Source organism: Pseudomonas salicis, assembly GCF_057128705.1.
The window spans coordinates 734,874-748,414 of the sequence record NZ_JBSKHU010000004.1 but is presented as its reverse complement, the minus strand read 5'-3'; the positions used below and the strand labels follow the sequence as shown (position 1 = coordinate 748,414).

Here is a 13,541-nt window from a genome sequence, read left to right as displayed (position 1 = left end):
ATGAATCAGGACAATCTGATCGAAATCCGCAACCTGTCCGTCGAGTTCGTCACCGGCCAGAAAACCCAGCGTGTGGTCGAAGGCATCAGCTTTGACATCCGCAAGGGAGAAACCCTGGCGTTGGTCGGCGAAAGCGGATCGGGCAAGTCAGTCACCGCCCATTCGATCCTGCGACTGCTGCCCTACCCCTTGGCACGGCATCCGACCGGGACGATCCAGTACGCGGGCAATGAGCTGTTGACGGTGAGCGAGAAACGCATGCGCGCCATCCGTGGCAACCGCATCGCGATGATCTTCCAAGAGCCGATGACCTCGCTGAACCCGCTGCAATCCATCGAAAAGCAGATCAACGAGGTATTGGGCCTGCACAAGGGCCTGACCGGCAAAGCGGCCACACGCCGCACGCTGGAGCTGCTGGAACTGGTGGGCATCCCTGAGCCGCTCAAACGCCTCAAAGCCCTGCCCCACGAGCTGTCAGGCGGCCAGCGGCAGCGGGTGATGATCGCAATGGCACTGGCGAATGAGCCGGAATTGCTGATCGCCGACGAACCGACCACCGCGCTGGACGTCACGGTGCAGCTGAAAATCCTCAAGCTACTGAAAGAATTGCAGGCCCGACTGGGCATGGCATTACTGCTGATCAGCCACGATTTGAACGTCGTTCGACAAATTGCCAACCGAGTATGTGTCATGCAGCGCGGTTGCATCGTCGAACAGGCATCGTGCGAAGAGCTGTTCCGCGCACCGCAGCATCCGTACACCAAAGAACTGCTCAGCGCCGAGCCCAAAGGCGGCCCGGCGAACAACGTGCCGGGCGCGCCGATGCTGGAAGTCGAAGACCTGAAAGTCTGGTTTCCGATCAAGAAAGGCGTGTTCAAGCGCACCGTCGATCACGTCAAGGCCGTGGACGGCATCCACTTCAGTCTGCCCAAGGGCCAGACGCTGGGGATCGTCGGCGAAAGCGGCTCGGGCAAATCGACGTTGGGGCTGGCGATTCTCAGGTTGATTCGCAGCGAAGGCGAGATACGCTTTCAGGGCGATTCACTGGCCTGCCTCAAGCAGGATCAGGTGCGGCCGTTGCGGCGGCAGATGCAGGTGGTGTTTCAGGACCCGTTCGGCAGCCTGAGCCCGCGCATGTCGGTGTGTGACATCGTGGGCGAAGGCCTGCGGATTCACAAGATCGGCACGCCGGTCGAGCAAGAGGCCGCGGTGATCGCGGCGCTCAAGGAAGTAGGCCTGGACCCGGAAACCCGGCACCGCTACCCCCATGAGTTTTCGGGCGGACAGCGGCAAAGGATCGCCATCGCACGGGCATTAGTGTTAAAACCGGCGCTGATTTTACTGGACGAGCCCACATCGGCCCTCGACCGGACTGTTCAGCGTCAAGTGGTGGAGCTTTTGCGCTCCCTGCAAACCAAGTACAACCTGACGTATTTGTTTATCAGCCATGACCTGGCGGTAGTCAAAGCGCTGAGCCACCAACTGATGGTGGTCAAGCAAGGCCAAGTGGTCGAACAGGGTGTGGCAGAAGATATTTTCGCCGCACCGCAACATCCTTATACACAGCAGCTGCTGGAGGCCGCGTTTCTGGCCCCAGCAACTGTCGATTAACCTGAAGAGGAAAAAACCATGGGTTTTCTCGCCGGTAAGCGCGTCCTGATCGTCGGTGTCGCCAGCAAATTGTCCATCGCATCCGGTATCGCTGCCGCCATGCATCGCGAGGGTGCAGAGCTTGCCTTCACCTACCAGAACGAAAAACTCAAAGGCCGCGTCGAAGAATTCGCAGCGGGCTGGGGTTCGAACGCTGATCTGTGCTTCCCTTGCGACGTCGCCAGCGACGAAGAAATCGCCAAGGTTTTCGAAGAACTGAGCAAGAAGTGGGACGGCCTGGACTGCATCGTGCACTCCGTCGGCTTCGCCCCGGGCGACCAACTGGACGGCGACTTCACCCAAGCCACCACCCGTGACGGTTTCCGCATCGCCCACGACATCAGCGCCTACAGCTTCGTGGCCCTGGCCAAAGCCGGTCGTGAACTGATGAAAGGCCGCAACGGCAGCCTGCTGACCCTGTCGTACCTGGGCGCCGAGCGCACCATGCCGAACTACAACGTGATGGGCATGGCCAAGGCCAGCCTGGAAGCCGGTGTTCGTTATCTGGCCCGCAGCCTCGGCCCGGACGGCACTCGTGTTAACGCGGTATCGGCCGGTCCGATCCGCACCCTCGCCGCTTCCGGCATCAAAAACTTCCGCAAAATGCTGGACGCCAACGAAGCGCAAACCCCGCTGCGCCGCAACGTCACCATTGACGAAGTGGGCAACGCAGGCGCGTTCCTGTGCTCGGACCTGGCGTCCGGCGTGAGCGGCGAGATCATGTACGTCGACGGTGGTTTCAACACCACGGCGATGGGTGATCTGGAAGGCTGATCTTTTAAGCTTTGCGCGATAACTGAAAAGCCCCGGTTCTTTTTGAGCCGGGGCTTTTTTGTTTTAGGGGCTGACGTTGTACCTGTGGGAGCGAATTCATTCGCAATGGGCCGCTACAGCCAATACATTTCCTTGCCTGTACCCTCTTTCGCGAATGAATTCGCTCCGACAGGATCATTCACCGATCTTCCTCGCGCCAGCCTCAGCTCTTGAGCTTGATCTTGGGACGCGCCCTCACAGACACCGCATAACGCGACTTGGGTGCAGGCCGAACGCAGGCGGCGCGGAGTGGGTCGAGCGGCAGGGATGCCGCGAGAGCGCCGCAAGGACATGGATGTCCGTTCGGCGCGGGCCCACGGAGCGTCGCCGGAGTGAGGGAACTTCGACGAAGTCGAAGCCAAACCAGAAGCAGGGCCTTTTGGTTACTTTTTGGCTCTTGAAAAAGTGACCCGCTGTAAGAGCGGAACCGACACCGGCGCCACCCATGGCAACGGATATGCCCCCATCCCAACGCCACTACAACATCTAAAACCCAAAAACAAAAAGCCCGGATCTCTCGAACCGGGGCTTTTCGTTTTCAGCAGGTATTGCGTCGGATCAGTACTTCTCGATCTTCGCAGCCGATTGCAGCTGTGCCTGATACGACTCGAAGTCCTGACGGCCCTCACGGGACGCGAGGAAGCGACGGTACTGGGTCTTCTCGGCATCAGTCGCCGGAGCGGCCTGATTCACGCCATTGAGGCGCACCACCACGAAGCTGCCATCGGCAGCGGTCAGGCTGGCGTAAGCCGGCTTATCCTTGCCCTCAGGCTTAGGCATGCGGAACAGCGCCTGCAGCACCTGAGGGTCTACACCCTCTTGGCCACGAGAAGCGGCTTCGACAACTTTCCAGCTCTGGCCTTCCTGTTTGGTCGCGGTGTACGGCACCTTGCCATCGCGCAGCCCGGCCAGCAGCGCTTCGCCCTTGCCCTTGACGGCATCGCTGGCGTGGTTCTTGACCAGTTGCGCGCGAATGGCGTCAGAAACGGCTTCCAGCGGCAACTGTTCAGGTTGACGGTGCTCTTTCACGTGCACCACCACTACCGTTTCAGGATCGAGTTCCAGCGCCGAGCTGTTGGAACCCTCTTCCATCACTTCAGGGCTAAACGCGGCCTGGATCACAGCGCGGTTTGCTGCGACGCCTTCGCCACCTTCACGGCCGAACGGCGCCGTGGTCTGAACCTTCAGGCCCAGGTCCTGTGCAGGTTGCGACAGATCGGACGCTTCGTACGCCGCATCCTGCAATTTCTTGCTGGCGTCGACATATTGCTGCTCGACCTGCAGCGATTTCAGCTCGTGGGTCAGTTTATCTTTCAGGCTGGCGAAGGTCGGCACCGACGGCGCTTCAACACCTAGCAATTTGATCAGGTGCCAGCCGAACTGGCTCTTGACCGGGGCGGACACCTGGTCCTTGTTCAACGCATACAGCGCGTCTTCGAAGCTCGGGTCGTATACGCCCTTGCCTGCATAACCCAGATCACCGCCTTTGCCTGACGAACCCGGGTCTTGCGAGAACTCTTTGGCCAGTGCCGCGAAGTCTTCACCCTTGGCCAGACGCTGCTGGATCTCTTCGATCTTAGCCTTCGCCTGTGCGTCGGTGGTCTTGTCGTTGACCTCGATCAGGATGTGCGCCGCACGACGCTGCTCGGCCAAGTTGGCGATCTCTTTCTGGTAGGCGGCCTGAAGGTCTTCGTCCTTCACCGACACCTTGTCGAAGAACGACGACTTTTTCAGCTCGATGTAATCCAGGACCACTTGCTCAGGGCTCAAGAATTCCTTGGCGTGCTGGTCGTAGTGCGCCTTGATCTCGTCGTCAGTGACTTTCACGTTGGACGGATCGGCGGGCAGAGTCAGCGTCGCGAAATCGCGAGTCTGTTTTTCCAGACGGGCGAACGCATCGACCTGAGCGTCGGTGACAAAAGCACTGCCGCCGATGCCTGCGCGAATCTGCCCGATCAGCATTTCCTGACCCAGAATCTGGCGGAATTGCAGACGGCTGTAACCCAACTGACGGACGACCTGATCGAAACGGTCAGCATTGAATTTGCCGTCGACCTGAAATTCGGGCGTCATCAGGATCTGCTGATCCAGCGCCGCTTCCGAGAAGCCAAACTTGGCATCCGCTGCGCCCTGCAGCAGCAGCTTGCGATCGATCAGGCCCTTGAGCGCCGACTCCCGCAGCATCTGTTCATTGAGCATCGCCGGATCGAAATCCTTGCCCAACTGTTGCACGAGCTGGCGGCGTTGCATCTCAACGGCCTGACCCAGGTCGGTCTGAGTGATTTCGTCACCGTTGACCTTCGCCGCGTCCTGGCTGTGGCTGGTGGCCCTGAAAATGGCATCGAAACCCGTCAGCGCCATCAGCGCCATGACAACGCCGATGATGGTCTTGGCAATCCAGCCTTGTGAATTGTCCCTGATATTCTGCAGCATGCGTCCCCCAGAGGGTTGTACTCAACTCACCAAGCTGCGACACACGGAGCGGAGCGTGGGTGTATTCCGGATAGAAGAAAGGCGCATCCGAGGATGCGCCTTCTCGTAACTTTCAAAAACGGGCATAACAGGCGAAGCGGACAGGGTTCGATGTTGCGTTCCCTGGGGTGACAGGCCAGCGCTTGACCAACCGCACTTGCCGCTTCACGCCCGGAACAGAGGTAACGCTGTCCCGGACGGGCAAAGGTAACGAAGAAACTTAGTTGACCGCTTCTTTCAGCGCTTTGCCGGCTTTGAAGCCTGGCTTCTTGGCGGCAGCGATTTGCAGTGCCTTGCCAGTCTGAGGGTTGCGGCCGGTACGGGCAGGACGATCAGTTACGGAGAAAGTGCCGAAGCCAACCAGTACAACGGAGTCGCCAGCCTTAAGAGCGCCAGTGACGGATTCGATTACTGCGTCCAGCGCACGGCCAGCAGCAGCTTTCGGGATGTCAGCGGATGCGGCGATAGCATCAATCAGTTCCGACTTGTTCACTCTAAGTCCCCTTATATCTATCTATATTGAGTATATTTTCTAAGTTTTTTGGTGTTGCCAAACGAACGCTATGTGGCCTGCCTATAAGGACAGTTTGGGCTTGAAGAGCCGCTTTATAACAAGGGCTCTAAAAAGCTGTCAAGGAAGGCCCCACGGACTAATGCGTGCTAATTCTTTCCTTAGACTCAGACTCGCGTTTTTCATCCTTTGCAACCATCTCCGGAGCCACATCCGGCAAGGGCTCCGGCGCGTATTGCAGCGCAATTTGCAGGACTTCGTCAATCCATTTAACAGGTTCGATTTGCAGGTCTGCCTTGATGTTGTCAGGAATTTCCTTCAAATCGCGTACGTTTTCTTCCGGAATGATCACCGTTTTAATTCCGCCACGGTGTGCGGCCAGCAGTTTTTCCTTCAGACCGCCAATCGCCAGCACTTGACCACGCAAGGTGATTTCACCGGTCATGGCCACATCGGCACGCACAGGGATCTGTGTCAGCGCTGAAACCAGTGCCGTGCACATGCCTACACCCGCGCTAGGGCCGTCTTTGGGCGTCGCCCCTTCCGGCATGTGGATATGCGTGTCGCGCTTCTCGTGGAAGTCCAGGGGGATGCCCAGGCTCTTCGCCCGACTGCGCACCACCGTGAGCGCCGCAGTGATCGATTCGACCATGACGTCGCCCAGCGAACCGGTCTTGATCAACTGCCCCTTACCCGGCACCACGGCCGCTTCGATGGTCAGCAATTCGCCGCCCACTTGCGTCCACGCCAAGCCAGTCACTTGACCGATCTGATCCTGCTGCTCGGCCAGGCCGTAGCGGAATTTACGCACACCAAGGAAGTTTTCCAGCATCGCAGCGGTGACCACGACAGTGAAACGCTTCTCGCCAGCGTGCTCTTTGACCGCCTTGCGGCAGACTTTGGCGATCTGACGCTCCAGACTCCGCACACCCGCTTCACGCGTGTAGTACCGGATAATGTCGCGTATGGCCTCTTCTTCGAACTCGATTTCACCTTTTTTCAGGCCGTTGGCAGCGATCTGCTTGGGCGAGAGGTACTTGGTGGCGATGTTGATTTTCTCGTCTTCGGTGTAACCCGGCAGACGAATCACTTCCATACGGTCGAGCAAGGCCGCTGGAATGTTCATCGAGTTGGCGGTGCAGAGGAACATCACGTCCGACAGGTCGTAATCGACCTCCAGGTAGTGATCGTTGAAGTTGTGGTTCTGCTCGGGGTCAAGCACTTCAAGCAGCGCCGACGCCGGGTCACCGCGCATGTCGCTGCCCATCTTGTCGATTTCGTCGAGCAGGAACAGTGGGTTGCGCACGCCGACCTTGGTCATCTTCTGGATCAGACGACCCGGCATCGAGCCGATGTACGTCCGACGGTGACCACGAATTTCAGCTTCGTCACGCACACCACCCAAGGCCATGCGCACGAACTTGCGGTTGGTGGCGTGTGCGATCGACTCGGCCAGCGAGGTCTTGCCCACGCCAGGCGGACCGACCAGACACAGCACCGGACCACGAATCTTCTTCACACGCTTTTGCACGGCGAGGTATTCGAGAATCCGCTCTTTGACTTCTTCCAGACCGTAATGGTCAGCGTCGAGGATGTCCTCGGCCCGTGCGAGGTCCAGACGCACCTTGCTCTGAGCCTTCCACGGCACCTGCACCAGCCAGTCGATGTACGAACGCACGACGGTGGCTTCAGCCGACATGGGCGACATCTGTTTCAGCTTGTTCAGCTCGGCAGTGGCCTTGGTCATGGCGTCTTTCGGCAGGCCAGCCGCATCGATGCGCTTTTTCAGCTCTTCGATTTCGTTGTGGCCTTCGTCGCTGTCGCCAAGCTCTTTCTGAATGGCCTTCATCTGCTCATTCAGGTAGTACTCGCGCTGGCTACGCTCCATTTGTTTCTTCACACGACCGCGAATGCGTTTCTCGACCTGCAACAGATCGATTTCGGCATCCAACAGGGCGAGCACGTGTTCGACACGGGCGCCCAGGTCGATGATTTCGAGGATTTCCTGCTTCTGCTCGATCTTCAGCGCCATGTGCGCGGCCATGGTGTCGACCAGACGGCCAGGCTCATCGATGCTGTTGAGCGACGACAGGACTTCAGCCGGGACTTTTTTGCCCAGCTGCACATATTGCTCGAACTGCGACAGCAGGCTGCGCACGAACACTTCGGATTCACGGTCTGGCGCTTCGACTTCGTCGATCAACGCCACTTCGGCGCGGCAATGGCCGTCCACTTCGATGAAACGCTCAACGGAGCCGCGCTGCTCGCCTTCGACCAACACTTTGACGGTGCCGTCCGGGAGCTTGAGCAGCTGCAATACGGTTGCAATGGTCCCTACGCTATAAAGGGCGTCTTCACCGGGATCATCGTCTGCAGGATTTCTTTGCGCGAGCAGCAGGATCTGCTTGTCACCGGTCATCGCAGCCTCAAGGGCCTCGATCGACTTCTCGCGCCCCACGAACAGTGGGATCACCATGTGCGGATACACCACGACATCACGCAATGGCAAAAGAGGCAGTTCAATGGTCGTCTTCATGATTTCGCCTCTACGGCGGCCTTAAGGCCATGGACAGATAGAAATGAGCTGAAAACCAAGATGGGGGTACCGATTCAAAAAAACAAGCGCCGGTTCGAGTTAATGCGAAAGGAGCCCTTGAAACGCAAAAAGGGCCCGAGGGCCCTTTTCGTTTTCCAGTTGCCCGGTGCGAAGCCGCAAGGCTTACGCGTCGGGTGCCGCCTTCGCAGGTGGCTCACTGTTTTCGTAGATCAACAGCGGCTTGGACGTACCTTCAATCACGCTTTCGTCGATCACCACCTTGCTCACGTCGGATTGCGACGGGATTTCGTACATGGTGTCGAGCAGCACGCCTTCGAGAATGGAGCGCAAACCACGGGCACCGGTCTTGCGCTCCAGCGCGCGACGGGCAACCGACTTGAGTGCGTCAGTGCGGAACTCAAGGTCCACACCTTCCATTTCGAACAGCTTGCCGTACTGCTTGGTCAGCGCGTTTTTCGGCTCGGTCAGAATCTGCATCAACGCAGCTTCGTCCAGCTCGTCCAGGGTCGCGAGCACCGGCAGACGGCCCACGAACTCAGGGATCAGACCGAACTTGACCAGATCGTCAGGCTCGACTTCACGCAGGGATTCGCCAACCTTCTTGCCCTCTTCCTTGCTGCGAACCTCGGCGCCAAAGCCGATGCCGCCTTTGGTGGAGCGATTCTGAATGACCTTTTCCAGGCCAGAGAACGCACCGCCGCAGATGAACAGGATGTTGCGCGTGTCCACTTGCAGGAATTCCTGCTGTGGATGCTTGCGACCGCCTTGGGGCGGAACGGAAGCCACGGTACCCTCGATCAGTTTCAGCAAGGCCTGTTGCACGCCCTCGCCCGAGACGTCACGGGTGATCGAAGGGTTGTCGGACTTGCGCGAAATCTTGTCGATTTCGTCGATGTAGACAATGCCCATCTGGGCCTTCTCGACATCGTAATCGCACTTCTGCAACAACTTCTGGATGATGTTTTCCACGTCCTCACCCACATAACCGGCTTCGGTCAGGGTGGTGGCGTCAGCGATGGTGAACGGTACATTGAGCAAACGTGCCAGCGTTTCAGCCAGCAGGGTCTTGCCGGAGCCTGTAGGGCCGATCAGCAGGATGTTGCTCTTGCCCAGTTCAACGTCGTCGTTTTTCTTGTCGCGCTGGTTCAGACGCTTGTAGTGGTTATACACCGCTACTGCGAGAACCTTCTTGGCACGCTCCTGACCGATGACGTACTGGTCAAGGATGCCGCTGATTTCTTTCGGCGATGGTAATTTATGCGCGCTGCTCTCTGCCTGTGCTTCCTGCACCTCCTCGCGGATGATGTCATTGCACAGGTCGACGCACTCGTCACAGATAAATACCGAGGGGCCGGCAATCAATTTGCGCACTTCATGCTGGCTTTTGCCGCAGAAGGAGCAATAAAGCAGTTTGCCGTTGTCCTCGCCGTTGCGGGTGTCAGTCATTCGATCGATCCAATCCGGTAGGCTTGCAACACAAGATGAAGGCAATTGCGGGCTTTTTCAAGTCCGCAGGTGGCACGGGGGTCCCGACCACCTGGGATTACTGCCAATCAAGCAATCATTTGATCATTTGACGTTTGTCGAGCACCGCGTCCACCAGACCGTATTCAGCAGCGCGTTCGGCGCTCATGAAGTTGTCGCGGTTGGTGTCACGCTCGATAGCTTCCAGCGACTGACCGGTATGGTGCGCCAGCAGCTCGTTCAGACGCTGGCGAATGTACAGGATTTCCTTGGCGTGAATGTCGATGTCCGACGCCTGCCCCTGGAAACCGCCCAGTGGCTGGTGAATCATCACGCGGGAATTCGGCAGGGCAAAACGCTTGCCCTTGGCACCACCTGCCAGCAGGAACGCGCCCATGCTGCAAGCCTGACCCATGACTGTCGTCGAAACGTCCGGTTTGATGAACTGCATGGTGTCGTAGATCGCCATGCCCGCAGTCACCGAACCGCCTGGGGAGTTGATGTAAAGATGGATGTCCTTGTCCGGGTTTTCCGCTTCAAGGAACAGGAGCTGCGCCGAGATCAGGTTGGCCATGTAATCTTCAACCGGGCCGACCAGGAAGATGACGCGTTCCTTGAGCAAACGGGAGTAGATGTCATAGGCGCGTTCGCCACGGGCGGACTGCTCGATAACCATCGGGACCAGGCCGCCAGCGGCCTGGATGTCAGAGTTCTGCTGAATATAAGAATTGCGGGACATGTCTCGCATTCACTCCCAAATAGTCATGTCTTGAATACGCATAAGCCAGCGCGAAGGCTGGCTTATGGTGTTTTCGAACGAGAGAAAGAAATCAGTCGGCTTGTGGAGCTTCTACCGGCTTGACGGCTTCTTCGTACGAGACCGCTTTATCGGTCACGCTCGCTTTCTGCAAAACAGTATCCACAACTTGCTCTTCCAGCACAACCGAACGCACTTCGTTCATTTGCTGTTCGTTCTTGTAGTACCAGGCCACGACCTGCTCTGGCTCCTGGTAAGCGGAAGCCATTTCCTGGATCAGCTCGCGAACGCGGGCTTCGTCAGGCTTGAGGTCGAACTGCTTGACCACTTCAGCGACGATCAGGCCCAGCTCGACGCGGCGCTTGGCCTGCTCTTCGAACAGCTCGGCTGGCAGTTGGTCAGGCTTGATGTTGCCGCCGAACTGTTGAACGGCTTGAACGCGCAGGCGGTTCACTTCGTTTTCCAGCAGGGCTTTAGGGACTTCGATCGGGTTGGCAGCCAGCAGACCGTCCATGACCTGGTTCTTGACCTTGGACTTGATGGCCTGACGCAGCTCGCGCTCCATGTTCTTGCGAACTTCGGTGCGGAAACCTTCCAGGGTCGCTTCCTTGATACCGAACTGGTTGAAGAACGCTTCGTTCAGTTCAGGCAGGGTCGGAGCCGAGACGGTGTTGACAGTGACGGTGAACTCGGCGGTTTTACCCGCCAGTTCCAGGTTCTGGTAGTCCTCAGGGAAGGTCAGGTTCAGAACCCGCTCTTCACCGGCTTTAGCGCCAACCAGCCCGTCTTCGAAGCCAGGGATCATGCGACCCGAGCCCAGCACTAGCTGAGTGCCGGTGGCCGAACCGCCAGCGAATGCTTCACCGTCGATCTTCCCGACGAAGTCGATGTTCAACTGGTCTTCGTTGGCAGCAGCACGGTCGGCGGCTTCGTAACGAACGTTCTGCTTGCGCAGGATTTCCAGCATGTTGTCCAGATCGGAGTCAGCGACGTCAGCGGACAGACGCTCGACGCTCACGGATTCAAAACCGGCAACGGAAAATTCGGGGAACACTTCGAAGGTGGCAACGTATTCGAGGTCTTTGCCTTTTTCGAAGGTTTTTGGCTCGACGGACGGCGCGCCAGCCGGGTTCAGCTTTTGCTCTACGACAGCTTCGTAGAAGGTGGCCTGGATCAGGTCGCCCAGTGCTTCTTGACGAGCACCGTCTTCGTAACGCTGGCGGATCACGCTCATAGGCACTTTGCCAGGGCGGAAGCCCGGGATCTTGGCTTTACGTGCGGTCTGCTGCAGACGCTTGTTGACTTCGGTCTCGATGCGCTCAGCTGGCACGCCAATGGTCATGCGGCGCTCAAGAGCGGAAGTGTTTTCAACAGAAACTTGCATGGATATTCCTCGTTGCACAGACGTTAGCCGGCCGTTTCCGACCCCAGAATCAAGGGCAAGCATTCTAGTGGGTCAATCTCAAGAAGTCACCCTACTGACGAAGGGTAAATACAGTGGAACGCAACCAGGGGGAAAAGGACGAAGACTCAAAGCTTCGCAAGCGGTCTGGAACGCACTTTCCGCGCCCCTATATAAAGGAAGCGAAGCACGACCGAATGTCGATCCAATCCCTGGAAACACTCCGGAAAAGCCCATCATCAACAGCATGGCGGACTCGTACCGGCATGAAACCAATACGTTGAAACAAAAAAAGCCGCACTAGGCGGCTTTTCACTCCCCGGAGTGCTTGACGCACTTCCCAGGGTTGTAGCTGGTGCGGACGGAGAGACTCGAACTCTCACACCTTGCGGCGCTGGAACCTAAATCCAGTGTGTCTACCAATTCCACCACATCCGCGTTTGAAGCGCTTAAAGCAAAGGCGCCAGATTATGCATCTGGCGCCTTCTTCGAATATGGGGTGGACGAAGGGGATCGAACCCTCGACAACGGGAGTCACAATCCCGTGCTCTACCAACTGAGCTACGCCCACCATCTAGCGTTGTAACTTACTTGTGCCAAAGCTGCCTTTATGGCGCACCCGGCAGGACTCGAACCTGCGACCATCCGCTTAGAAGGCGGATGCTCTATCCAGCTGAGCTACGGGCGCTTGGTTAATCTGCATTCTTGCGACTGCAAATTAAGAGCTTTCAATCACGCTGAGCCGATTTGAACTCTACCTGACTTATTCAACCTTTCGACCTGACTCACCGCTTCCGGCTTATCCTGTGTGGGGTTGTGCCCGACAAGTGCGACGAATCTTATAGACGGCCTCAAAGGTCGTCAACACTTTTTTCTAAAAAATTCAGTTAATTAAAGGGGTTAGCTTATTAAGCGGACCAACCGCCTTTGCCCTTGCGTCAGGTCATGCGAGAATGCGCGCTCTTTTTCCCTCCCTTCCGATGGTTAATCACGCGTAATGACTGCAAAACTAATAGACGGCAAAGCGATCGCAGCCAGCCTGCGCCAGCAGATCGCCCAACGAGTTGCCGAACGTCGCGAGCAAGGGCTGCGTACGCCGGGCCTCGCGGTGATTCTGGTCGGCAGCGACCCCGCCTCTCAGGTTTACGTCTCGCACAAACGCAAAGACTGTGAAGAGGTCGGCTTCATCTCCCGGGCCTACGACCTGCCCAGCGAAACCACCCAGACCGAGCTGACCGATTTGATCGACAGCCTCAACGAAGACCCGGCCATCGACGGCATCCTGCTGCAACTGCCGCTGCCGGAGCATCTGGATTCGTCGCCACTGCTGGAACGCATCCGTCCTGATAAGGACGTCGATGGTTTCCACCCTTATAACGTCGGGCGTCTGGCCCAGCGTATTCCGCTGCTGCGCCCTTGCACGCCGAAAGGCATCATGACCCTGCTGGAAAGCACCGGCGTTGACCTGTACGGGAAAGATGCCGTGGTGGTGGGCGCGTCCAACATCGTCGGTCGTCCGATGGCCATGGAGTTGCTGCTGGCCGGCTGCACCGTGACCGTGACCCATCGCTTCACCCAGGACCTGGCGGGCCATGTTGGCCGTGCGGATCTGGTGGTGGTGGCAGCGGGCAAGCCGGGGCTGGTCAAGGGCGAGTGGGTCAAGGAAGGCGCGATCGTGATCGACGTCGGCATCAACCGTCAGGATGACGGCAAGTTGGTGGGCGACGTGGTGTACGAGACCGCCCTGCCCCGCGCAGGCTGGATCACCCCGGTGCCAGGGGGCGTTGGCCCGATGACCCGCGCATGCCTGCTGGAGAACACCCTTTACGCAGCGGAAACGCTGCACGGTTGATCGAGGCGGTCTGCACATGAAAAACGGCACCCGAGGGTGCCGTTTTTTATGCGTGTCTCACAG

The 13,541-nt window shown here is 58.1% G+C and carries 9 protein-coding genes and 3 tRNA genes; 3 read left to right on the top strand and 9 right to left on the bottom strand.

Going from position 1 to position 13,541, the window contains the following annotated elements:
• Both ACWKWE_RS18030 and fabI read left to right on the top strand, forming a co-directional pair.
• On the top strand, positions 1-1,611 hold the full coding sequence (locus ACWKWE_RS18030) for an ABC transporter ATP-binding protein (RefSeq protein ID WP_166593220.1): 1,611 nt from the start codon (positions 1-3) through the stop codon (positions 1,609-1,611).
• Positions 1,612-1,629: 18 nt separating this feature from the next.
• Positions 1,630-2,424, top strand: coding sequence for an enoyl-ACP reductase FabI (fabI, locus tag ACWKWE_RS18025; RefSeq protein ID WP_166593221.1), 795 nt, complete (start codon positions 1,630-1,632; stop codon positions 2,422-2,424).
• 597 nt (positions 2,425-3,021) lie between these two features.
• Here the strand turns inward: fabI and ACWKWE_RS18020 are convergent.
• From ACWKWE_RS18020 to ACWKWE_RS17980, 9 genes are all read right to left on the bottom strand, one after another.
• Positions 3,022-4,896, bottom strand: coding sequence for a SurA N-terminal domain-containing protein (locus ACWKWE_RS18020; RefSeq protein WP_483851261.1), 1,875 nt, complete (start codon positions 4,894-4,896; stop codon positions 3,022-3,024).
• Positions 4,897-5,155: 259 nt separating this feature from the next.
• Entirely contained in the window at positions 5,156-5,428 is a 273-nt protein-coding gene (locus tag ACWKWE_RS18015; protein WP_003174819.1) for an HU family DNA-binding protein, read from the bottom strand.
• A 157-nt stretch (positions 5,429-5,585) separates the two neighbouring features.
• Positions 5,586-7,982, bottom strand: a complete 2,397-nt coding sequence (gene lon / locus ACWKWE_RS18010; protein ID WP_483851260.1) for an endopeptidase La — start codon at positions 7,980-7,982, stop codon at positions 5,586-5,588.
• 183 nt (positions 7,983-8,165) lie between these two features.
• The gene (gene clpX / locus ACWKWE_RS18005; protein WP_166593224.1) at positions 8,166-9,449 is read right to left on the bottom strand and encodes an ATP-dependent Clp protease ATP-binding subunit ClpX; all 1,284 of its coding nucleotides are present in this window, start codon (positions 9,447-9,449) and stop codon (positions 8,166-8,168) included.
• Between the two features lie 115 nt (positions 9,450-9,564).
• Positions 9,565-10,206: an ATP-dependent Clp endopeptidase proteolytic subunit ClpP gene (gene clpP / locus ACWKWE_RS18000; RefSeq protein ID WP_133751554.1), complete on the bottom strand. Its 642-nt coding sequence runs from the start codon at positions 10,204-10,206 to the stop codon at positions 9,565-9,567.
• 91 nt (positions 10,207-10,297) lie between these two features.
• A complete protein-coding gene (gene tig, locus ACWKWE_RS17995; RefSeq protein WP_166593226.1) occupies positions 10,298-11,608 on the bottom strand; it encodes a trigger factor in 1,311 nt (436 codons plus the stop codon).
• Between the two features lie 371 nt (positions 11,609-11,979).
• Positions 11,980-12,064: transfer RNA gene (locus ACWKWE_RS17990), tRNA-Leu, on the bottom strand.
• A 57-nt stretch (positions 12,065-12,121) separates the two neighbouring features.
• A tRNA-His gene (locus ACWKWE_RS17985) sits at positions 12,122-12,197 on the bottom strand.
• A 40-nt stretch (positions 12,198-12,237) separates the two neighbouring features.
• Positions 12,238-12,314, bottom strand: a tRNA-Arg gene (locus ACWKWE_RS17980).
• Between the two features lie 309 nt (positions 12,315-12,623).
• Here ACWKWE_RS17980 and folD point away from each other — a divergent pair.
• Positions 12,624-13,478: a bifunctional methylenetetrahydrofolate dehydrogenase/methenyltetrahydrofolate cyclohydrolase FolD gene (gene folD / locus ACWKWE_RS17975; protein ID WP_166593227.1), complete on the top strand. Its 855-nt coding sequence runs from the start codon at positions 12,624-12,626 to the stop codon at positions 13,476-13,478.
• Positions 13,479-13,541: the final 63 nt, after the last annotated feature.

Bases quoted from the DNA above. Each gene is read 5' to 3' on its own strand.
- ACWKWE_RS18030 (WP_166593220.1), top strand. From the start codon at position 1: ATGAATCAGGACAATCTGATCGAAATCCGCAACCTGTCCGTCGAGTTC.
- fabI (WP_166593221.1), top strand. From the start codon at position 1,630: ATGGGTTTTCTCGCCGGTAAGCGCGTCCTGATCGTCGGTGTCGCCAGC.
- ACWKWE_RS18020 (WP_483851261.1), bottom strand. From the start codon at position 4,896: ATGCTGCAGAATATCAGGGACAATTCACAAGGCTGGATTGCCAAGACC.
- lon (WP_483851260.1), bottom strand. From the start codon at position 7,982: ATGAAGACGACCATTGAACTGCCTCTTTTGCCATTGCGTGATGTCGTG.
- clpX (WP_166593224.1), bottom strand. From the start codon at position 9,449: ATGACTGACACCCGCAACGGCGAGGACAACGGCAAACTGCTTTATTGC.
- clpP (WP_133751554.1), bottom strand. From the start codon at position 10,206: ATGTCCCGCAATTCTTATATTCAGCAGAACTCTGACATCCAGGCCGCT.
- tig (WP_166593226.1), bottom strand. From the start codon at position 11,608: ATGCAAGTTTCTGTTGAAAACACTTCCGCTCTTGAGCGCCGCATGACC.
- folD (WP_166593227.1), top strand. From the start codon at position 12,624: ATGACTGCAAAACTAATAGACGGCAAAGCGATCGCAGCCAGCCTGCGC.